Source organism: Lujinxingia vulgaris (assembly GCF_007997015.1).
Lineage (GTDB): Bacteria > Myxococcota_A > Bradymonadia > Bradymonadales > Bradymonadaceae > Lujinxingia > Lujinxingia vulgaris.
Map to the genome: position 1 here is coordinate 155,623 of NZ_VOSM01000010.1, position 21,049 is coordinate 176,671.

Here is a 21,049-nt window from a genome sequence, read left to right on the forward strand (position 1 = left end):
CATTCGAAAAGGTGTTGGAGATCGGGTGCCAGGCACCCGATCTCACCGCCCCCCCCCCTGATTGAAATCACTTGATGCGCCAGGTGGTGCCTTCGGTGCTGTCCATGATCTCGACCTGGAGGGCGTCGAGCTCGTCGCGGAGGGTGTCGGCTTTGGCCCAGTCTTTGGCGGCGCGGGCCTCGTTACGCCGGGCGATGAGCGATTCGATGTGGTCGGCGTCGAGATCCAGGGCTTTGACCTTGAGGTCGCGCAATTCCAGCAGCGCTTTTTGCGGCTCGCGCTGGAGAAGTCCCAAAATGTTGCCGGCGGAGGTCAAAAGCTCGCGCAGCTTAAAGAGGGTGTAGGGCTCATCGCCTTTGGGCTTCTTCTTGGACTGCGTGGCGTCATTGATGGCGCGGGCCAACTCGCCGATGAGCGCCAGGGCGCGGGGGGTGTTGAAGTCGTCGGCCATCGCCTCGTCGAAGCGCTCCATGAAGCCTTCGATGAGCTCTTTGCGCTCGGCCACAAGGCCGGTCTGGGGCGGGGTGTTGTCGGCGGCGTTGAAGCCGGCGCGGGCCAGGGCTTCATCGATGCGGGTGATGCAGGTGTACAAATACTCGACGCGGCCGGCGGCCTCTTCGAGCTGCTCGACGGCGTAGGTGATGGGGTTGCGGTAGAGCACCGTGTGCATGAAGTAGCGGATCGCCTCGGGGTGGAAGCCCTGCAGGACGTCGCGGGTCGTCCAGAAATTGCCGAGGGATTTCGACATCTTACGCTCGATGCGCTCCCCCTCTTCGTTGGTCTCGGCGACGTTGACCATGCCCACGTGCATCCAGTTTCGGGCGAAGGGTGCGTGGCCGCAGGCGGCCTCGGATTGGGCGATCTCGTTCTCGTGGTGCGGGAAGATCAGGTCGCGACCGCCGCCGTGAATATCAAAGCTGTCGCCGAGGTAGCGCTGGCTCATCGCCGAGCATTCGATATGCCAGCCCGGGCGCCCATAACCCCAGGGGGACTGCCAGCCCAGCTCACCCTCTGCGGCGCCCTTCCAGAGCGCGAAGTCAAAGGGATGCTCTTTGATGTCGGAGGCCTCCACCCGGCCGGAGCGCCCCGCCTCCATATCGTCGAGCTTGCGGCCGGAGAGCTTGCCGTAGTCGTCAAAGGAGCTGATGCGGAAGTACACGTCGCCCTCGGCCGCGTAGGCGTGCCCGCGCTCAATGAGGCGCTCCACCATCGCGATAATATCGTCGATATGCTCGCTGACCTTCGGCTCCACATCGGCATGCGCCACGCCCAGCTGACCCATATCTTCATCGAGCGCCTCGATGAAGTTCTGAGAGAGCTCCAGCGGGTCGATGCCCTTCTCGGCGGCGCGTTTGATGATCTTGTCGTCCACGTCGGTGTGGTTGCGCACAAAGGTCAGGTCGTAGCCGACGTGGCGCAGAAAGCGCTGCACGACATCGAAAAAGATGAAGACACGGGCGTGCCCGATATGCGTGAGGTCGTAGACCGTCACCCCGCAGACATACATGCTGACCTTACCGGGCTCGGCCGGCTCAAGGGTTCGCTTCTGGTCGCTCATGGTGTCAAAGAGGGTGATCGGTCGGATGCTCATGCTACTACTCTCCATTATTTTCAATTTTTCGATCAGGGGGGCGCTGCGGGTTGATAGACGGGGTGGCGCGTTGCCATTTGTAGGGCTCTAACACAGTGGGCGGGCGCTATAAAACATGCATCACGTTGTCCGGGTGCCAGGGCATCAGCATCAGCTCCCCAGAACGAATCCTGCGGCGTCGCCGCGGGCTCGCGGTAGCGCTGCTACAGCTTCGCCTTTGCTCCTTGCAGGGCTTCGCCCTGGTAGCATCAGCTCCCCAGGACGAATCCTGCGGCGTCGCCGCGGGCTCGCGGTAGCGCTGCTACAGCTTCGCCTTTGCTCCTTGCAGGGCTTCGCCCTGGTAGCATCAGCTCCCCAGGACGAATCCTGCGGCGTCGCCGCGGGCTCGCGGTAGCGCTGCTACAGCTTCGCCTTTGCTCCTTGCAGGGCTTCGCCCTGGAGAGCTGATGATCTGGTGGTACGCGTTAGAATAAGGTCCTGTACAGGTGCCAGGCGTTCGATCAGATGCCAAGAAGGCGTCGGATCGCATCGAGGAAAAATCCGGCGACGGCCTCGGCCGGCGATCGGTGGCGCTGGCGAGCGGCGGGGTTTTTCTCGAAGAAGTAGGTGCCGCGTCCCTCGAAAAGATCGACGACCAGGGGTTCGCGCTCGGGGTCGAGGAGGTAGGGCAGGAAGGTGGCGGCGCGGCGCGTGCTGTAGCTCAAGCGAGTGTCGAAGCCGAGGACGTTGGGCTGGCGTTTTTCGGCGCGGGAGGAGGGGGAGGTCAGCGTGTGGGCGCTGACGTCGCCGTAGCCCTCCAGGATGAGCGAGCCGGTGCCGCTGAAGATCAGAAAACGCACCTGGGAGGTGGCCCAGGCGTGCAGGTTGAAGAGGCGCCAGCGGGCTTCGATGCGGATGTCGCCGCGCACCGCGACCACGCGCGAGGCGCGAAAGACAAGGCCGGGGTGATCGTGCAGATCGACGCGCATCAGGTAGGCGTCGGCGTCGTGGGGGGAGCCCAGGAGGACTTCGCGGGGAGTCTCAATTTCGGGAGTTCGGGTGTCGGATTTGCCAGTGTTTTCAGGGGCTTGGGTGCCATCGAGTCGGGTGAGTAAGGTCAGCCCGGAGATAAACGAGATGTTGGGGGCGCGCCGGTCGAAGAAGAGGGCGGTGGAGGCGCCCTGGCGGTCCGATAAGATGTAGCCGGGCCGAGCCAGCAGGCGTTCGCCGGGGGAGAGGGGCAGGGTGAGGGTGCGTTCGGCCGAGGTACAGCGAAGTTGGGGGGAGGCTTCGGGGCCGTCTTCGTCGCTTGCCGGAAGGGGGGGAGCAAGTTGGACCTGGCGAGCGCGGGTCAAAAGCGGGAGCCCGACAAAATACCAGAGGGTGCGGCGGATGTAGGGGGAGAGCGCGATGAGCAGGGCCAGGCCAAGCAGGCCCGGCCAGCGTTTTTGGAACTCGAGCACAAGCCAGCGCTCGCGGCGAAGGCGCTCTTCTTCGGCCTGGTAGCTGCGGGCCTGCGCGAGCAGGGCGGTGCGGGAGGCTTCGAGCTCGGCCAGCGCGGCGTTGCTCTCTTGAAGGTGGGCCTCAAGCTCGGCGGTGGAGGCGTTGAGGCGTTCTTCGGCGCGGGTGCGGAAGCGGGCGGCGTCCTGGCGAGCGCGGGTCTCGATCTGGCGGGCGCTGCGCGCGACGGCCTGGCGTTGCAGGGCGGCGGAGGCCTCCAGGCGCTCGATCTGGGCGCGCAGGGTGCGGCACGTCCACCAGTCCACCGGGTTGAGGCTTGCGCAGTAGCGGGCCTCCATGCGGCGCGTGCTTTGTTCGACGGCGCGGCGTGACTCGGCGACGGTGCGGCGCGTCTCCTGGGCCTGGTTGTGGGCGGCCATGGCGATGCGGTTGAGTTCTTTACGGGTCTCCTCCTCCCAGGCGGCGCGGGCGAGTTCGCGCTGACGATCGAGGGCCACAATCCGGGCCTGGTGCGTGGTGGCGAGCCCCAGCTGTCGGGCGGCCTCGACGATGTCGCGCTCGCGGGCGTTTTGAAGCTCGTGAAGGCGCTGCGGGGTCTCGACGACCTGGCGAAGATGCGGTCCGGCCTGCCCCATCACCAGCGCGCCGGCAAAGAGCAGCAGCATCAGCCCGCCCACGATCAGCAGGGCTTTGAGCAGCGCGGCGGTCAGGGCGGCAAAAAGGCGCATGGCGGCGTCTTCCGGGCGTTGAGGGGGCGGAGGGCGAAGTTCGGGCGATAGGGGGGAAAGGTCTGGCGAGTGGGCTGGCGAGTTCAGAACATCGGGCGCCCACCCCGATCATCCCGCCGGCTTGAAACACCGCGGGTGTCGATCTTTTTAATCAGGGGCAAGTGGTTGAAAATGCTGGGTTTTATGTGCGGCAGAAGCGCGCCGAGGGCGCGTCGATCTGACCGTCGCAGGATTCGCCTTCTGCCGGGCAATTAAAATCGTTGACGCAGACGCGCTGGCAGGAGGCCTCCAGGCCTGCGCGCGGTCGCACGCAGATCGTGCCTGCCTCACACACGCCCAGACTTCCCCCGCAGGGCGCACCGGCCTCGATCAACCCCGCGCGTCCGCAAAACGCGCCGCGCTCGCCAGTTTCGGGGTGGGTGCGCACGACGCAGTCAGCATTGGCCGGGCAGTCCTGCTGGAGAAGATCGCAGGGGGTGGCGGCCGGCTCGCAGGTGCCCAGCGCGTCGTGGCCGGGAAGCGTGCCGGAGCACCACTGGTGTTCGGGACAACTCTCAAGCTCGCTGGCGTCGCAGGCGATGCGGCAATGCGGCTCATCTTCGCCGGCGGAGCGCTTGCACACCAATCCCGCCCCGCAGTCGATATGCACCTCACAGGGCTCGCCGTCGCCGCGGGTGTCGTGGAGCAGCGCGCAGCGCGGCGCGTCGTCGGCCGAGGCGCCGGGCACGCAGGCGGTGGGGCCGGTCTGGCGTGTGGGGCAGTCCTGGGCGAGCAGGTCGCAGGTCGGGGGGAAGGGCTCTTCCGAGGGGCCGGCGTCGGGGAGGGCGGCGTCGTCGAGGCCCGCGTCGGGCAAGGGGCCGAGCGGCACGTCGGTGTCGGCGCAGGCCGTGGCGAGCATAAGGCTGGCAAGCAGCGCGAGGATCGCAGCCAGGGGGCGTCGTCGAAGAGCGGGCGTAAGGGATGTGGGGGTTCTGTTCATAGGTGGAGCGTAGCGCATCCCCGCATCAGGACAAAGCCTGCGGCGTTGCTGCGGGCTCGCGGTAGCGCTGCTACAGCTTCGCCCTGGCTCCTTGCAGGACTTCGCCCTGCTGCGTGGATGGTTGGGAGTTATTCGTAGTGTCCTTGCCGGCCTTTGCTCTGTTGCGTGGCTGGTGGGGAGTTATTCATAGTGTCCTGGCCGGTCTGGGGGCCAGAACATCGAACATGATATTCGCATCGGTGCCAGGCGATTGATCTTCTTTAATCGTCCGGAAGATCCGAACCTCCGAGATCACCGCCCTCATCAAAAAGACTGGCGAGCGCGTCGAGGTCGTCGGCCAGGCTCTGGCGGCTCGATGTGGGATCGGCGTCGTTGGCCGCTTCGCTGACCTCGGGTGCAGCTGCGAGCGAGGCGCCCAGGTAGGGGCGCGGGTCGATGCGGCAGCGCTGCCAGCGCCAGAGGGTCGCAAGCTCCAGGAGCGCCAGTCGAACCTCCTCGACGGTCTGGCTGCCGACCTGATCGAGGTGGCGCAGGCGGCGCTCGTCGCCGTCGACTTCGTCAAGGGTGTAGCCGCGCGGGTCGGTGCCCAGGGCTGCCAGGCCGCGCTCCAGGCGGCCGGCGTCGGCCGGGGGGAGGTTGAGGTCGGCCAGGCTCAGCGCCATGAAGCGGGCGTCGAAGAGCGCGCGCAGGTTGGGGAGGATGGCGCTCGTGGCGGGGAGGGTGAAGCTCGAAGAGGTGTCGGGCGGGTCGGGTCGAGCCGAGCGAAGCGAGGCGCCGTAGGTCGCCACCAGGTTGAGCTCGGTGCGGTAGGTGATCAGCGCGCAGTGGATGCGGTGGGCCGCCGGGGAGTCCGGGTTGTTGCGCGCCCAGGCCTGGGCCTCGCGGATCGGGCGCAGGCGGTCAAGCCCCACCGCTTCGAGCAGCGCGTCGTCGAGCAAGAGCACCGCCACCGGGTGTCCGGCGACCTCATCGCGATGAAGGAGCGTGCCGTCGCCGTCGCAGTGGTAGGGGCTCAACACCTCGTCGAGGGTGATGGGGGCGTCGCCCTTTTTAAGCCCGCCCTGCTTGAGAAGCTGCGTGGCGCAGATCTCTTCGACCTCGCTCAAAAAAGCCTGGCGCGCCTCCGGATCGTCGACGAGCGCGGCGATATGCGCGTGCAAGGTCAGCCCCCGGGGCTCGGCAAAGGCGCGCCAGACGGCCTGGCGCGCGCCCAGCAAAAGCCCCTTTCGGGAGATCTGCTGGCGGCCGCCGAAAAAACTTCCCTCCACCCGCCCGCTGACCGGGCGGCCGTGGCGATCGGTGGGATCGATGAGCACCCGCAGAAGATCGAGCTCCAGGCGCTGCCAGGCATCGCGGCGCTCGGGCTCGGGCGCCTCCACGAGCAGCTCCAGGGTGCGCTCCAGGCGAACCTCGCGAAGCTCATAGCCAAAGACCAGGTAGGTGGCGCCCTCAAAGCTCAGCGGCCAGCCGCAAAAAGTGCCCTCCCGTCGCGCGAGCTCTCCGTCGCGGAGCAGCACCCCGGCGATCTTCAGCTCCACGTTCGGGTTGAGCGCGCAGCGGGCCCGATCGTGGGTCGAGGCCTCCTGCGGTCGGTAGTGGATCACCTGGAGGTTGGCGCGCTGCAACTTCCTCAACACCTCCCGCAGCGTCGCGTCTTTCACCGCCGAGCGCACTCGCCCCTGCAGCGGTTCTTTGCCGAAGATGCGACCGCCGGAGTCGCCGTAGAGGGTGGCGGGCACGAGCACACAGGCCCGAAGATCGCGATCGATCAGGTCAAAATAGAGCCCCGCCGCCTTGCAGACCTCATTGAGCACCGAGAGCTCCGCGCGGGCGATCACCGCGTTATGCACCTCAACGCCGGTGCTGTGGATCGCGTCGAGCAGACCGTTCAGCCTTCGGGCGCGCTCCTCACCGGCCTGGCGCTCTCGCCGGGCACAGAGCGAGATCAGCTCGCCAGAGCAGGGGCGCTCACTCGCGGAGGTCGATGAGGCGTTGGGGTCGTGGGGATCGCCGGGGTGGGTCATACAGGGTCCTGGCCTGGGGGCCCGTCAACGTCGGGGCTTGCGTTCTGTGGGACGACGTTGCGCCCCGGGGGCCGCCTTATGGGGCCGCACCATCTAAGGAGGCAAGCGTCGAACTTCTTCCCATCGTCAACGATCGTGCCATCTGCAGGGCGAACGCGGCGGGCTCAGACGCGTTGCCGGCGAGTGTGCGCGGGGTGAAAAGGTCGCCCACGCACGGGTTGCTCACCATCTCTGCGGACACATCTCGTCGAACGATCGGGGCGGCCGGTGGCATTCCCCATGCGCGGTGGCCTGGCACGCGGGCGAAGATCGGAACGAGTGCCAGGCACCCGGGCGAAGATCGGAACGAGTGCCTGGCACCCGGGCGAAGATCATGAGCGAGTGCCAGGCACCCGGACGATGGCAGCCATCCCGTAGGTATGACTCCCGACCGTCCATGCAGCAGGGCGAAGTCCTGCAAGGACATTACGAATAACTCCCAACCATCCATGCAGCAGGGCGAAGTCCTGCAAGGAGCAAGGGCGAAGCTGTAGCAGCGCTACCGCGAGCCCGCGGCGACGCCGCAGGCTTTGTCGTGATGCGTGGATGCATGGATGCGCGTTGCATCGCGACCCACGCGGTGCCAGTCTACGACCCTCACCCCCGGGTGATTATCTTTTATGGGAGGTGGAGCGCGCCGCGGGGAGCGGGGAGGGCGCGCTCTTACAGAGCTCCCGTCGATCGCCACTGACTGCGAGATGACCTGCGATGAACCCACCGAACAAGACGCGGATTTACCTCTCTCCTCCGGACATCGGCGAGCTGGAGCGGCGCTATGTGCAGGAGGCTTTTGATACGAACTGGATCGCGCCGCTGGGGCCTAACGTCGACGGCTTTGAGCAGGAGCTGGCCGCCTATGTGGGGTCGGGGCATGCGGCGGCGCTTGTAAGCGGAACCGCAGCGTTGCATCTGGCGTTGAGGTTGTGCGGGGTGGGGCCAGGCGATGAGGTCGTGGTCTCGTCTCTGACGTTTGTGGCCAGCGCGGCGCCGGTGGTGCAGCTGGGCGCAAGCTGCACCTTTATCGACGCCGAGCGCGACTCCTGGAACCTCGATCCGGCGCTCGTCGCCGAGCTTTTTGAGGCTCGGGCGCGGGAAGGGCGCCTGCCCCGCGCGCTGATCGTGGTGCACCTCTACGGTCAATCCGCCGACATCGACCCGCTGGTCGAGCTCTGCGATCGCTACGGCGTGGCGCTGATCGAAGACGCCGCCGAGGCCCTGGGCGCGACCTATAAGGGCAAAAGCCCCGGGAGTTTTGGTCGGGCGGGGATCTTTTCGTTTAACGGCAACAAGATCATCACCTCCTCGGGCGGGGGGATGCTGGTGAGCGACGACGCCGAGCTCATCGCGCACGCCCGCAAGCTCGCCACCCAGGCCCGCGACCCGGCGCCCCACTACGAGCATACCGAGCTGGGTTACAACTACCGCATGAGCAATGTGGTGGCGGGCATCGGCCGCGGCCAGCTCGCCACGCTCGATCAGAAGGTCGCCGCGCGCCGCGCCAACTTCGCCCATTATGTCGAGGGTTTGGGCGATCTTCCCGGCATCGCGTTTCAGCCGGAAGCGGCCTGGGGCACCCACTCCCGCTGGCTGACCTGCCTGACGGTTGACGCGGAGGCGTTCGGCAACGATCGCGAGGCGATCCGCCTGGCGCTGGAGGCCGAGAACATCGAGGCGCGGCCGGTCTGGAAGCCGATGCATATGCAGCCGGTGTTTCAGGAGGCCCCGATGGTCGGCGGCGCCGTCAGCGAAGATCTTTTTGAGCGCGGCCTCTGCCTGCCCTCCGGATCGTCGCTGAGCCAGGCCGATCGCGAGCGCATCATCGCTATTGTGCGCGGCTGCGCCCGCTGAGTTCCGGCCCTGACCCGCAGGTCTTTTGAGCCCTTCAGACCTGCGGGCTCAGCGCCTCATACTGCGACTCGCCCTCCACCCGCGCACGCAGCTCTTTCAGCACGCGGGCGTGCATGCGCGAGGCCCAGGAGACCGACATCCCCAGCTCTTCGGCCAGCTCCGAGAGGGTGCGCTTCTCAAAATAATACCCCTCAATGAGGGCTCTGGCGCGCTCATCAAGCTCGGCCACAAGCTCGCGCACAAGGCGCTCGTCCTGCTCCTTCTCCAGCGCATCGAGCGCCGGGGTTTGCCGCCCGCGCAGCGCCTGCTCCGGCGGCTGGCTGAGCACGTAGACCATATTGAGATCGCCGGCGATGTCGCCCAGAAGATCCATGCGCTCCTCGATCGTGCGCTCCTGACGGCTCACGTACACCACGTGTGAGTAGGCCTGGAGCACCTCGTTGGCGGCCTGCTCGTAGACGCTCTGCTGGCTGATCACCTGGGCGTGACGCCGGCACGCGTCGAGCATTGCCCCGCGGATCCGGTAGTACGCGTAGGTCAGAAAGCGGGAGTTGATCTCGGGATCAAAACGCTCATATGCCGCCAGAAGCCCGGTAAAACCCCAGCTGACAAGGTCATCAAAGCTCAGCTCTTCGCCGGTGCTGTGATGGACCTGATGGGCGACCTTGTAGACCAGCTTCTGAAAACGCCGGATCAGCTCAAGGGTGTCGTCGGGCAGGGGACCGGTGATGTCACGGGTGGCTTTCGCCTGGCTCGTCTGAATCATGGCGTCGGGGATCCGGCTTGAGCGCCGTAGCGCATCAGGTTGCCGCATCCTCTTTGCCGACGAGGTCCAGGTCCGTGACAGGGCTCAACGCGGATCATCGCAATGACGATCGCCGGCGAGCTACAACAGCACCGTGGCCTCACCACATCGGGCGAAGAGGATGCTGACCTGTACACCGGGGGCCGCTACGATACGGCCCAACCCCCACAACAAGCAGGTCAAACGATTAGGAATGGGGCTACTCTAGCCCGAGGTTTTTCCGCTGGCAAGCTGCCCGGTTGCTGCGCACCATCGGCTGCACTACACTCCGCACCGCAGCGGCCATCTGAGGCCCCTACCCAGTGAACCTCCACCTTTCTACGGGGTGTTTGTGGAAGATCAGGAACTCCAACTCGTTGAGCGCGCCCAGGCCGGCGACCGGGAGGCGTTTAAGGAGCTCGTCGAGACCTACCAGCGTAAGGTCTACGGCATCTGCATCGGGATGCTCAAAAACCCCGATGACAGCATGGATGTCAGCCAGGAAGTGTTCATCAAGGTCTACCGCTACCTTGAGAAGTTTAACCGCCAGTCGAGCTTTTACACCTGGCTCTACCGGATCACGGTGAACATGTGCATCGACTTTTTGCGCAAGAAAAAGCGCGTGCAGGAGGTCGACTACGACGACGGCATTCTGCGCGGCAGCGACGAGGTCGAGGGCGATGAGCATATCCTTCCCTCGCGCCTGGGGCTGAACCCCGACAAGGTCTACGGCCGAAAAGAGCTGCGCCAGAAGATGCTCGAGGCCCTGGAGACGCTCTCGGAGAAGCACCGCACGATCTTGATTCTTCGGGAGGTTGAGGGGCTGAGCTATGAAGAGATCGCCGATGTGCTCAACATCTCCAAGGGCACGGTGATGAGTCGCCTCTACCACGCGCGGCGCTACTTCCAGACCGCCGTCGAGAGCTACGTGGGTGATGAGCTTAAGGTGAGCTAAGCGCTGATCTTTGTTTTGAATAGCGCGCCTTTGAGCTGCGTCTAGCTCGCAGGAAAGGATCTTCCCTTCACATCACCCGCAAGGCCGTCTCCCCGTGTGAGACCGAGGCCCCGATGACCCAAGAGAATCTGACATACGAGCAGGCGCTTCGCCTGCAGCGCTACGTTGACCGGGAGCTCCCCGCGGAGGAGCGCGCCGCGATCGAAGAGGCCCTGGCCACGCGCCCGGGCTGGCAGATCTATGTGGCCGCCCTCCAGGAGCTCAAACTCGCCGTCGAGATGGCCGCCGAGGCCGCCTGGGAGCGCGCTCCCGCGGTCGATGCCGCCACGATTGCGCGGCTGGCGCAGGCCGCCTCCGATCTCAGCGAAAGCTCCCTCGATGAGCTCGCCCCGATGCTGGAGCGTTTTCATGATGGCGAGGTCGATGAGGCCGAAGGCGCCGTGATCGCCGCGCTGCTGGAGACGCGCGAGGATGTGGCCGATTACCTGGCCGAGCTCGACGCGATGAGCCAGAGCATCCGAGGCAGCGATCTGAGCGCCGGCGCCGACTTTGACGACTTCTGGCAGAAGATCGAAGCCGGCATCGATCAGGCCGACCACGCCAGCAGCGATGCGCCCGTGGCCGAACTCAGGCCCGCGATTCCCTTTGATGATGATGAGCACCGCGTGCTCCTCTACCGCTACCACGATGGTGAGGTCAGCGCCGAGGAGCGCACCCTGGTCGAGCGCTGGATCGCCGCCGGGGAACCGCAGGTCGACGCCACCCTGGGAGCCCTGGCTGAACTTCACGTCGGCCTCAACGCCGGCGTGGAGCTGGCCCAGGACAGCGCCGACTTCGCCGAGCTCTGGGAGGGCATCGCCGCGGGCATCGATCGCGCCGACGCCGAAGAGGCCGCCGGCAACGTCGTCACGTTGCAGGATCGCAAGAGCGACAAAGCCGCCGCGCCCCGCTCGATCGTGCACTCGCCAGTCTTCGCCCTGGCCGCCGCCGTCGCCCTGCTGATCTGCGGGGCGATCGTCAGCCAGACCTTCATGCAGCAAGAGAAGATCGTGGAGACCCGCACCGTCGTCATCTTCGACAGCGTGGAGTACGCCCCCGGATCGTCGGTGATGATCCACACCCCGCAGCTCGCCGGCTTAAGCGCCGAAGAGGCCGCCGAAGAGGTCCCCATCCTCTGGGTGATGGAAGACGAAGATCCCGCCACGCCCTCCGCCGATGAGCACGAAGCGTCCCCGGCCGAAGATCCCGTTGAAGATCCTGACGCCGGCGACGTCGAAGTTGAAGAGCAGCCGCCGGGGCTTCCCATCTAACCCTTCTGCGACCTTCTCTTTTGATCTGCGCCCGTGAATTGAAAGGTGTTTTGACCGCCACCGCCCACGCGAGACCCACCATGCGAACGCTTCGAAACCTGCTGACATTTGCCTTTGCCTTCGGCCTCTTCCTGAGCTTCAGCGTCAACGCCAGCGCCCAGGAGAAAGTCACCGTCGAGGTCCGCGCCATCGCTGCCAGCCAGCAGGGTGAAGGCTTCGACAGCCAGCTCTCGGACTTGCGCCGTCGCCTGGAGCGTGGTTTTGCCGGGTACTCGAGCTTCCGCCAGGTCGCCAGCTCGCGCCTCTCGCTGGCCGCCGGCGAGTCGGATGATGTGCGCCTGCCCGACGGATCCACGCTGACGATGACCTCCCACGGCACGCAGGAGGACTTTGTGAAGCTGGGGCTCTCCATCGGCGATCGCCTCAACACCACGCTGCGCGCCACCCCGGGCAGCACCTTCTTTCAGGCCGGTCTGAACTACCAGGACGGCATCCTCATCCTGGCGATCACGGTGCGGTAGCGTTCAAACCCGGTCAAAACGTCTCGCAGACGCGCGGGCGGCAGTCATCGGGCTGCCGCCCGCGCGCGTTTCTGGACACCCCAAAAAGCCCTGTGCTAAGGTCTCGCCACGCTTGACCTTCTGGGCGATGGCACAATCGTCAACGATTCATACAACGCCCGGTGACTGGCACGCGAACGATGCGTGAACAGGATCCGTCGACTCTCTCGATCAACACGCTCGGGGCGAACCCCATGACCGACCAAAATCGCAAAACTCTGCGCAGTTTCTACTGCCGTGATTACCTCTGGGAGCTCTTTGAGCAGATGGCTCAGGAGCTGGGCTGCTCGATGGACTACCTGATCAACGAGTCGATGCGTCAGTACGCGCGCAGCCGCGACTACGCGGTGGGCCCCGATCAGCAGCAGGACGCCGGCTTTGGCCCGGGTCCGCAGCCGGGCGGCTTCCCCTCCGGGAGCAACCCCGGGCTGGGTGCGCCGCCGCAGACCGGTGGCGATCGTTTCAATGTGGGCGGCTACGGCGGAGGTCCAGGCATGGATCACCGCACCTTCGATCGCGTCCCGGCCGTCGGCCAGGCGCCGGCCCCGGCCGCGCCTCGCCCCCCGCAGCCCCCCTCGTTTCAGCAGCGCGGCCCGGGCGGCCCTCCGCCCCCTCCGCCTCGTCCCAACGCCGGTGGTTGGCCCCAGGAGCCCCCGCAGGCCCCGCGCCCGCCGCAGGCGCAGCCCTCGTTTGGCGCCGAGCCGGCCTACGGCGCGGCCACCCTGCCGCCGCTCTACCTGAGCTTTAACAACAACCGCTACACCGTCGACAAAGAGAAGTTTGTCATCGGTCGCGGCAGCCAGCACACCGATCTGACCATTCGCGACGGCAACATCTCGCGCAAGCACTGCATGGTCATCCATCGCAATGGCAACTACTACATCAAGGATCTGGGCTCGACCAACGGCATCGAGTTCCGCGGCAACCGCATCGAGTCCAAGAAGATCGAAGAGGGCGACATCTTCTTCCTCTGCGACTACGAGCTGCGCTTCTCCTATCGCGGCTAAGGCTTGTCGCTGCTCGTCGTGAGCGCTATGACATCGGGGCCGGCGAAGTGGATTCGCCGGCCTCCGGCGTTTCTTGCCCCCCATTGAGACAGGTCATGTACCAGATCGAGCAGCTCGGCGAAGATCTCTATCGCATCGCGCTTCAGCGTCACCTGGAGCTCAGCCCGGAGGCGTTGCGCGCGCCGACCAATGTGTACCTGTGCGGTCCGGCGCCCTGGGCGCTGATCAACGCCGGTCACCCGGCCATCCACGCCGAAGACCTGAGCGAGGCGCTCTCGGAGTGCGGGGTGCGCGCCGACCAGATCGACCGCATCATCGCCACCTCCTGGGACATCGACTGCGTCGGCGGCGCCCAGAACTTCCCCCAGGCCGAGCTCTTCGTGCTCAGCCCCGACATGGTTGCCCCGGGCGACCTGGAGATGGTCACCGAACGCCGGCGCGCCGCGCTGCGCGAGCGCACCACCGAGTTGGCTGCATCTCTGGAGGGCTTTGATGCCGGGGTCGTTCATACCTGGCTGGAGCGCTTCTATCCGCGCCAGACTCGCACGCTCGACTTTGTGCCTCTGCGTCAGGGCGCGCGCGCGCGCGCCGGCCGGCTCGACCTGCAGGTCCACCAATGCGCCGGCATCACCCCCGGGCATATGGCGCTCTTTGACGCGGAAAGCGCCACGCTCTTCAGCGGCGACATCGCGTTGAGCGGACTTCCCGCCCACATCAGCGACGCCCCGGGCTACGCCACCAGCATCGAGCGCCTGGCCGGGCTCAACCCCGAGCGCGCGCTCCCCAACCACGGCCGCCCCTTTGAGCGCGCGCGCTGGACGCTCGTGCGCGCCTCGCGCTTTTTGAACAACACCCTCTCCAGCGCGGCGTCGGCGCTCTTTAACGGCCCGACCATCGTGGAGTTCATCGAGCGCGACCGCGGCTACGAGCTCGACGAGCCCGTTGAGCTGCTCTGGAACTTCGAGCTCTTTAAAGTGCTCTTCGATGAGCTCGTGCGCACCCGCACCATCCAGGCCGATGGCGAGGGCGTGACGCGTCGCTACGGCGTCGACGTCGAAGATCCCCGCGCCGACGTTCGCTCGGCCGGCTCAAACCCCTCCAGCTCAAGCTCCCCGTAGGGCGAGCTACGCTCGGGCCAGCCGATCAGCCGAAACTCCGCGCTGGCATCGGCGGCCTGAGCCTGCGTGAGCAGGGCCTCCACCAGCGCCTCATCCTCGCTGCGAAGCGCCACGCGCTCCCATCCCCCGTAGATCCAGATCTCAAAAGGCGGCGCCTCACAGCGGCAGGGGTTGTAGCGGCCCACAAAGCCCACCGCCCCCTGCGAGGCCTCTGGCGAGGTGGCCTGGCGCACCCCCTCCATAAGCGCGCGATCGGTGATCTGCGCGGCCCGCTCCAGGGGCGTTCCCGCGCTGGAGCAGCCCCACAGAAGCGCCTGGGCCAGCGCAAGGCCCGCCAAAAGCGCGCGTGTACTCCCCCTTTTGCGCAAAATCCGTGGCCCGATCACCCCTCGACCTCCTCCATCCCCAGGCGTCGGCGCACCTCGGCGGTGTAGCTGCCCCGGGCGTTGCGGATGGTCAGCGGCGCGCGGATCTTCAGGTCTGGCGCCGAAGGCCGCCGAAAGCGGTACTCGGTGAGGTAGGCCGGCCGATCGGCGCGGTCGTGGTAATGACGAAGCTCGGCCAGGCGAAGATCGGTGACGCCGGCCGCCGCGATCACATCGAGGTGGCGCACCGGCGGGGCGATCAGCTGCAACCAACCTTTATGCTCCAGCAGGTAGGCCGCCGCGCGCACAAAATCCTCCAGCGTGCCGTGCAGCTCATGATGGGCCTGCGCCCGCTGCGCGTTGGCGCTGGGGCGCCGCGCCCCCTCGGCATAATAGGGCGGGTTGGCCAGCACCAGCGCGGCCGACTGCGGGGTGAAAAGCTCGCGGCGCTGGCGAAGATCGCCCTCGAGCACCTCCACATTTTTAAGGCCGTTCTCCTCAATGTTGCGTCGCAAGAGGGCGGCGAGCTCGGGCTGACGCTCCACCGCCACCACCTGCACATCGGGGCGCTGCCAGGCCACCGTGAGCGCCACCGCCCCCTGGGCTGCGCCCAGCTCCACCACGGTCGCCCCGGCGGCAAGGGGCGGAAGATCGCTGGCGAGCAGGAGCGCATCGAGCCCGAAGCGGTATCCGGCGCGCGACTGCCACAGCTGCAGTGCCCCGCCAAAGATCGCATCGCGCGTCAACGTCTCGGCCTCGTTTTCGGCGTTGCTCTTGAACTTCGTCGTGTCGCTCATCTGCTCGGACTGGTCTGCGATAAAGATGCTCAGAGATGGCACGCCGGGGGCGCGGGGCCCCCGACATTGAAAGAAACGCATTATGGACCAGTCCCCACCGCTTTGAACAGCCCGCCAGGCGCCACTCCGACAGGGCTTTGACGCCAGCGCGGAGCGCGCGGCCCCGAGGCCTGACCGGTCGGTCATTACCCTCGGTCCGCACGCCGGTGGCGAAGCGCCCCCGCGCGTGGTAGCGTGCCGCGTTTTTGCTCGTCCTGCCACGCTCGGAACCACCCCTGTTGAGGAACGCACGATGTCGCAGCGCACCTGGCTCAAAAACGCCACCCTGGTCACCATGAACGCCGACGCCGAGGTCTTTGAAGGCGATCTTCTGATCGAAGATGGCCGTATCGCCGCCATCGGCCAGGTGGAAAAAGAGCGCGCCGAAGGCGCGCGCGTGCTCGATATGAGCGGCCACATCATCACCCCGGGCTTTGTGCAATGCCACATTCACTTATGCCAGACCCTGATGCGCAACCACGCCGATGATATGGTGCTCATCGACTGGCTCAAGCGCCGCATCTGGCCCTATGAGGCCGCGCTCACCCACGAGACCCTCGGCGTGAGCGCGCGCGTGGGCCTGGCCGAGCTCATCCTCGGCGGCACCACCGCCATCCTGGATATGGGCACCGTCCACCACACCGACGCCATCGGTGAGGCGGTGGAAGAGAGCGGCATCCGCGCGCACATCGGAAAATGCATGATGGATCTGGGCGACGAAGTGCCCGCGCCCATGCGCGAAGTCACCGCCGAGAGCATCAAAGAGAGCCTGCGCCTCTATGAGACCTGGCACGGCAAGGCCGAGGGCCGCATTCAGTACGCCTTTGCGCCCCGCTTTGCGGTGAGCTGCACCGAAGAACTTCTGCGCGAGGTCGGCCAGGCCTCCCGCGACCTCGGGTGCCATATTCACACGCACGCCTCCGAGACGACCTACGAAAACGTCTTTACGCAGGAGCGCTACGGCGTCAGCAACATCGCCTTCCTCGAACAGGTCGGTATCACCGGCTCGCGCAGCGTGCTCGCCCACGGCGTGCATGTCAGCGATGAGGATTGCCAGATCTTGTCGACCACCCAGACCTGCATCTGTCACTGCCCCTCGAGCAACCTCAAGCTCGCCAGCGGCATCGCCAACATGCCCCGCTACGATCGTATGGGCGTGCGGGTGGCGCTCGGGGCCGACGGCGCCCCCTGCAACAACAACCTCGACGCCTTCATCGAGATGCGTCTGGCCGCACTTTTGCAAAAACCCTTCCACGGCCCCGAGGCCATGCCTGCCGAGCGCGTCTTCCGCCTGGCCACCATGGACGGCGCCCGCGCCTTAGGGATCGACGATAAAGTCGGCTCGCTGGAGGTCGGAAAGTCCGCAGACCTGGTGGTCTTTGATCTCGATAACGATCCGGGCTGCGGCCCCGGCGGCAACGTCTACGCGCGCCTTGTCTACACCGCCCAGAAGCACAACGTGCGCCACGTCTTCGCCTCCGGCCGGCAACTTGTGGATGGTGGCGAGCTCGTCGGCGTCGATCTGGGCCAGCTGATGGCGCGCGCGCGAAAGGCGCACCACACGACCGCCGAGCGCATGCAGCAGTTCATCAGCGGCTAATCTTCCGAAACACCGGATCGACCATGCGCCTTCGCGACTTCGCCGAGCGCCTTCTTCACGCCACCACCCTCGACCAAAAACTCGCCGCGCCCGCCGGCGGGTTTCACGCGCTCGATGATCGCGATCCGGGCCCCCCGCAGGCCTGGAGCGCCCCGAGCCGTCCCGCCGAGCTCGCCATCGCGCCGCGCTCCCGCCGGGTGAAGTTTCCGCACCCCGACAACCTGGCCGAGCCCGAGATGGCCGTGCGCGCGCTGCACACCTTCGCCAACCACGAGCTCATGGCCATTGAGCTGATGGCCTGGGCGCTCCTGGCCTACCCCGACGCCCCGCCGGCTTTTCGCGCCGGCATGGTGCGTCTGATCGCCGATGAGCAGCGCCACCTTCGGCTTTATGTCGATCGCATCCGTGAGCTCGGCGCGAACTTTGGCGATCTTCCCGTCAACGATCACTTCTGGCGCTGCGCCCCCTCATTGACCTCCCCGCTCAAATGGGTCTGCGCCATGAACCTGACCTTTGAGCAGGGAAACCTCGACCACGCTCCCTATTTTGAGCATCACTTCCGCCGCGTGGGCGACGAGCACACCGCACAGATCCTGGAGCAGATCTTCGAAGACGAGATCCACCACGTGGGATTTGGCGCGCGCTGGCTCAAAGAATATACCCCGGATGGGCATTCCACGTTTGAAATTTACTGCCAGAACCTGACCTTTCATAATGAGCCCGCCCGGGCCCGAGGCGCCGTCTTCAACCCTGACGCCCGGCGCGCCGCCGGCCTCGACGAGACCTTTGTCGAGGGCATGCTGCGCGCGACCTGAGCCGCCCCCCCACGAGGAACACCATGCGATCGACGCCCAAACCCCAGCCCAAGAAGTTCCTCGACAAAAACGATCCCGAGTACAAACGCGGGATGCGCCACTACTCCATCATCATCTTTGTGGTGGGCGGCATCGGCGTGATGCTGCTCTCCTTCTTCATCGCCCGCGCCGAGAACAATGGCGCCGCCCCCATCGTCGACGCGGAGGTGCGTCGCGTGGTTGCGGAGTAGTCGAAGTGTTTGAATTTGAAGGCTTTTTGGGTGGTGCTATGCGACGTGTGAGTGCGCTGTGATTGAGTCGTTTTATCTATTTCATTGCGGGTACATCCGCGTCCCTTCCTTTACGATCATCGCCGGTGGTGGGATGCGGCGAGTGAGGCTGCCGCTGCTGGCCGGGGTCGGAGTGCATGCGGAGCTGGGGCCGCTTCTTTTTGACGCGCCCTACGGTCCCAACGGCCCCCAAAACCTGGGCGGCGCCATCGGCGGCGCGATGAGACTTTTCGGCCTGAAATTTGAGCCGGAGTGGGCTGTGACCGAGCGGCTGCGCGCGATCACCGGCTGCACACCCGAGGAGGTCGCGCACATCATTTTGACGCACCTTCATTACGACCACACCGGGGGGCTGCCCTTTATCAAAGCGGCGCGCTGCCATGTGCGACGACCGGAGTGGGAGTTTGTGAACAACTCCCGCGGTCCGATGATCGGCTACGCCCGCGGCGATCTTCGCGATCTTGGCGAGCGCGTCGCGCCCTTTGAAGATGCGCCCCACTTTGGCGAAGACGCCACCGGGCTCGATCTTCTGGGCGACGGCTCGGTCTGCGCCTTCTCGACCCCGGGTCACTCCCCGGGCCACGCGAGCTACCGGCTGAAGATGGCCGACGGCCGCCACATCGTCTTCGGCGGCGATGTTGCCTTCACCACCACGCAAATCCTTGGCGAGCGGGGCCTGGGATCGATGGCGCGCAACGTGGCGATCTCGAAGGATGAGGTGCAGCGCTCCATCGACGAGCTGCGCGCGCATCTTCTAAAGAACCCCACCGACGTGCTGCTCACAAGCCACGATCTGGAGCTTGGCGAGCGCTGCATAAACGAAGGCCCGATCGCCATCTGATCCCCCCCGTTGTGGGGGGAGATCGAAGCGACCGGGCCTCACTCGCACGACCTCGTGGGTTTGCGAGGTCGTTGCGGAAATCTTTTATAATTCAGATGTTTAGAAGGGGTAGCGCTCCCGCTCGACCACCGCGTCGGCCACGATCTTCTGCAGGCCGATCACGTCGATGCGCGGATGCAGCGTGAGCTTATCGAGCGCCTTCAGATGCGCGTCGAGCTTCTCGCCAGTGGCCAGGTTGTAGAGCAGACGCTCGGCCGCGTCGCGGATCGTGTTGTAGGACTCCGCCAGGGTCACAAGCGTGGCGGCCCGATGCAGCTCGGTGGCCTCAAAGCCCTTCGCCTCCACCATCTGGGCGGTGCGCGCCACGGTGCTGTCCATGGCGTAGATCGCGCTGATCATGTCGGCCAGCTCAAAGAGCAGCTCCTGCTGATCGCGCAGGTCGGCCATATGCTTCTGGATGGCGTGGTTGGCGCCGTAGACCACGATCTTCTTGGCCTGCTCGGTCAAAAACTTCTCAAAGGCCAGCGTCGGATCGTCGCCCTGGGCGGGCACCTCGGGAGCCTCACCAGCCAGGGTCACCTCCAGCTTCTGGATCATCTCAAAGAGGTTGAGCTGACCCTTCATCGTGCGCTTGAGGATCATCCCCGGGATGAGCATGCGGTTGATCTCGTTGGTGCCCTCAAAGATGCGGTTGATGCGGCTGTCGCGGTACAGGCGCTCGACCTCATACTCGGCCGAGTAGCCGTAGCCGCCGTGGATCTGCACGGCCTCATCGGCCGCAAAGTCCAGCGCTTCGGAGCCGTAGACCTTCATGATGGAGTCCTCGACGGCGAACTCCTCAATGGCCTTCATCATCTGCTCGGCATAGTCCTCGGCGTTGCTGTCCAGCGTATCCAGGCTGCGGTCCATGTAGCCGGCCACCCGGTAGGACATCGACTCGAGCGTGTAGAGCCTGATCGCCATCTTCGCGAGCTTGGCACGAATGGCGCCGAACTGGGCGATGGGCGTGTTGAATTGTACGCGCTCTTTGGCGTAGCGGGTGGCGACTTCGAGCGTGCGCTTGCCGCCGCCCAGCGAGCCCACGCCGAGCTTAAAGCGCCCGATGTTGAGGATGTTAAAGGCGATCTTATGGCCCTTACCGACCTCACCGAGCAGGTTCTCTTTGGGAACTTTGACGTTCTCCAGGTTCAGAAGTCGCGTCGAGGAGCCTTTGAGGCCCATCTTATGCTCTTCGGCGCCGGTGGAGACGCCCTCGCGGTCGGCTTCGACCAGAAAGGCCGTAAACTTATCGCCTTCCACCTGCGCGAACACCGTGAAGAGGTCGGCAAACCCGGCGTTGGTGATCCACATCTTCGAGCCGTTGATGACGTAATGCTCCCCGTCGTCTGTGAGCTCTGCGCGGGTTTTGGCGGCCAGCGCGTCGGAGCCGCTGCCGGGCTCGGTCAGCGCGTAGGCCCCGATCACCTCGCCAGTGGCGAATTTGGGGAGCCATTTGGCCTTCTGCTCGTGATTGCCAAAGAAGAGCAGGGGCTGCATGCCGATGCCCGTATGCGCCCCGTAAGTCGTGGCCCAGGCGGAGTATTTGGAGAGATTCTCGATGACGATCATCGAGGTCGTCTTATCGACCTCCAGCCCGCCGTACTGCTCGGGGATGTCGATCATCAAAAGCCCCAGCTCCCCGGACTTTTTGAGGAGCGCGACCATCTCAGAAAAGTCGCCCGAGGGGTTCTTCTCCAGAGTCTCGACCTGCGGGAAGACCTCTTTGGTCATGAAATCGGTGGCCGTCTGGCCAAACATGCGCTGATCCTCGGAGAAGTCCTCCGGGGTGAAGATGCGTTCGGAGCCGACTTCGCTGGTGAGAAAGGCACAGCCCTGGGGTTTTTCGGCGCTCATGATCAAGGGTCTCCAGAAGTTGCGGGTTCAAGATGCGAATGTGGAAT

General features: G+C 65.6%; 18 protein-coding genes. 10 read left to right on the forward strand and 8 right to left on the reverse strand.

All coding sequences use genetic code 11. The annotated features are described in order from the left end of the window. Positions 1-67: 67 nt before the first annotated feature. The 4 genes from cysS to FRC98_RS17325 all read right to left on the reverse strand — a co-directional run bounded on the left by cysS (position 68) and on the right by FRC98_RS17325 (position 6,762). The gene (gene cysS / locus FRC98_RS17310) at positions 68-1,591 is read right to left on the reverse strand and encodes a cysteine--tRNA ligase (protein ID WP_146982685.1); all 1,524 of its coding nucleotides are present in this window, start codon (positions 1,589-1,591) and stop codon (positions 68-70) included. Positions 1,592-2,091: 500 nt separating this feature from the next. Then, complete coding sequence (locus tag FRC98_RS17315; RefSeq protein WP_146982686.1) at positions 2,092-3,759, reverse strand: AIM24 family protein; 1,668 nt, start codon at positions 3,757-3,759, stop codon at positions 2,092-2,094. 181 nt (positions 3,760-3,940) lie between these two features. Then, positions 3,941-4,738, reverse strand: a complete 798-nt coding sequence (locus FRC98_RS17320; protein ID WP_146982687.1) for a hypothetical protein — start codon at positions 4,736-4,738, stop codon at positions 3,941-3,943. A gap of 260 nt (positions 4,739-4,998) precedes the next feature. Further along, positions 4,999-6,762 carry a hypothetical protein gene (locus FRC98_RS17325; RefSeq protein ID WP_146982688.1) on the reverse strand — a complete coding sequence of 588 codons (1,764 nt, stop codon included), beginning with the start codon at positions 6,760-6,762 and terminating at the stop codon, positions 4,999-5,001. Positions 6,763-7,509: 747 nt separating this feature from the next. Here FRC98_RS17325 and FRC98_RS17330 point away from each other — a divergent pair. Beyond that, complete coding sequence (locus FRC98_RS17330; protein ID WP_146982689.1) at positions 7,510-8,649, forward strand: DegT/DnrJ/EryC1/StrS family aminotransferase; 1,140 nt, start codon at positions 7,510-7,512, stop codon at positions 8,647-8,649. Between the two features lie 34 nt (positions 8,650-8,683). Here the strand turns inward: FRC98_RS17330 and FRC98_RS17335 are convergent, their stop codons facing one another. Then, positions 8,684-9,415, reverse strand: a complete 732-nt coding sequence (locus FRC98_RS17335; RefSeq protein WP_230467729.1) for a sigma-70 family RNA polymerase sigma factor — start codon at positions 9,413-9,415, stop codon at positions 8,684-8,686. 370 nt (positions 9,416-9,785) lie between these two features. On the opposite strand from FRC98_RS17335, the gene FRC98_RS17340 reads away from it, so the two are divergent. From FRC98_RS17340 to FRC98_RS17360, 5 genes are all read left to right on the forward strand, one after another. Beyond that, positions 9,786-10,388 carry an RNA polymerase sigma factor gene (locus FRC98_RS17340; protein ID WP_230467730.1) on the forward strand — a complete coding sequence of 201 codons (603 nt, stop codon included), beginning with the start codon at positions 9,786-9,788 and terminating at the stop codon, positions 10,386-10,388. A 113-nt stretch (positions 10,389-10,501) separates the two neighbouring features. Beyond that, entirely contained in the window at positions 10,502-11,698 is a 1,197-nt protein-coding gene (locus FRC98_RS17345) for a hypothetical protein (RefSeq protein ID WP_146982692.1), read from the forward strand. Between the two features lie 80 nt (positions 11,699-11,778). Beyond that, entirely contained in the window at positions 11,779-12,219 is a 441-nt protein-coding gene (locus tag FRC98_RS17350; protein ID WP_146982693.1) for a hypothetical protein, read from the forward strand. A gap of 233 nt (positions 12,220-12,452) precedes the next feature. Beyond that, positions 12,453-13,265, forward strand: coding sequence for an FHA domain-containing protein (locus tag FRC98_RS22075; protein ID WP_146982694.1), 813 nt, complete (start codon positions 12,453-12,455; stop codon positions 13,263-13,265). 95 nt (positions 13,266-13,360) lie between these two features. After that, positions 13,361-14,383: an MBL fold metallo-hydrolase gene (locus FRC98_RS17360; RefSeq protein ID WP_146982695.1), complete on the forward strand. Its 1,023-nt coding sequence runs from the start codon at positions 13,361-13,363 to the stop codon at positions 14,381-14,383. Here FRC98_RS17360 and FRC98_RS17365 read toward each other — a convergent pair. Both FRC98_RS17365 and FRC98_RS17370 read right to left on the reverse strand, forming a co-directional pair. Further along, complete coding sequence (locus FRC98_RS17365; protein ID WP_146982696.1) at positions 14,305-14,721, reverse strand: hypothetical protein; 417 nt, start codon at positions 14,719-14,721, stop codon at positions 14,305-14,307. The two genes, FRC98_RS17360 and FRC98_RS17365, sit on opposite strands and share 79 nt — an antisense overlap. A 44-nt stretch (positions 14,722-14,765) precedes the next feature. Continuing rightward, on the reverse strand, positions 14,766-15,545 hold the full coding sequence (locus FRC98_RS17370) for a tRNA1(Val) (adenine(37)-N6)-methyltransferase (RefSeq protein WP_230467731.1): 780 nt from the start codon (positions 15,543-15,545) through the stop codon (positions 14,766-14,768). A 292-nt stretch (positions 15,546-15,837) separates the two neighbouring features. Here FRC98_RS17370 and FRC98_RS17375 point away from each other — a divergent pair, with 292 nt between their 5' ends. Genes FRC98_RS17375 through FRC98_RS17390 form a run of 4 tightly spaced genes read left to right on the forward strand, consistent with a single transcriptional unit; the run spans position 15,838 to position 19,109 of the window. Further along, positions 15,838-17,184 carry a 5'-deoxyadenosine deaminase gene (locus FRC98_RS17375; RefSeq protein ID WP_146982698.1) on the forward strand — a complete coding sequence of 449 codons (1,347 nt, stop codon included), beginning with the start codon at positions 15,838-15,840 and terminating at the stop codon, positions 17,182-17,184. A 23-nt stretch (positions 17,185-17,207) separates the two neighbouring features. Further along, complete coding sequence (locus FRC98_RS17380; protein WP_146982699.1) at positions 17,208-17,999, forward strand: DUF455 family protein; 792 nt, start codon at positions 17,208-17,210, stop codon at positions 17,997-17,999. Between the two features lie 23 nt (positions 18,000-18,022). Next, positions 18,023-18,229, forward strand: a complete 207-nt coding sequence (locus FRC98_RS17385; protein WP_146982700.1) for a hypothetical protein — start codon at positions 18,023-18,025, stop codon at positions 18,227-18,229. A 58-nt stretch (positions 18,230-18,287) separates the two neighbouring features. Next, on the forward strand, positions 18,288-19,109 hold the full coding sequence (locus FRC98_RS17390) for an MBL fold metallo-hydrolase (protein ID WP_146982701.1): 822 nt from the start codon (positions 18,288-18,290) through the stop codon (positions 19,107-19,109). Between the two features lie 99 nt (positions 19,110-19,208). Here the strand turns inward: FRC98_RS17390 and FRC98_RS17395 are convergent, their stop codons facing one another. Then, positions 19,209-21,002, reverse strand: a complete 1,794-nt coding sequence (locus tag FRC98_RS17395; protein WP_146982702.1) for an acyl-CoA dehydrogenase FadE — start codon at positions 21,000-21,002, stop codon at positions 19,209-19,211. Between the last annotated feature and the right edge of the window lie 47 nt (positions 21,003-21,049).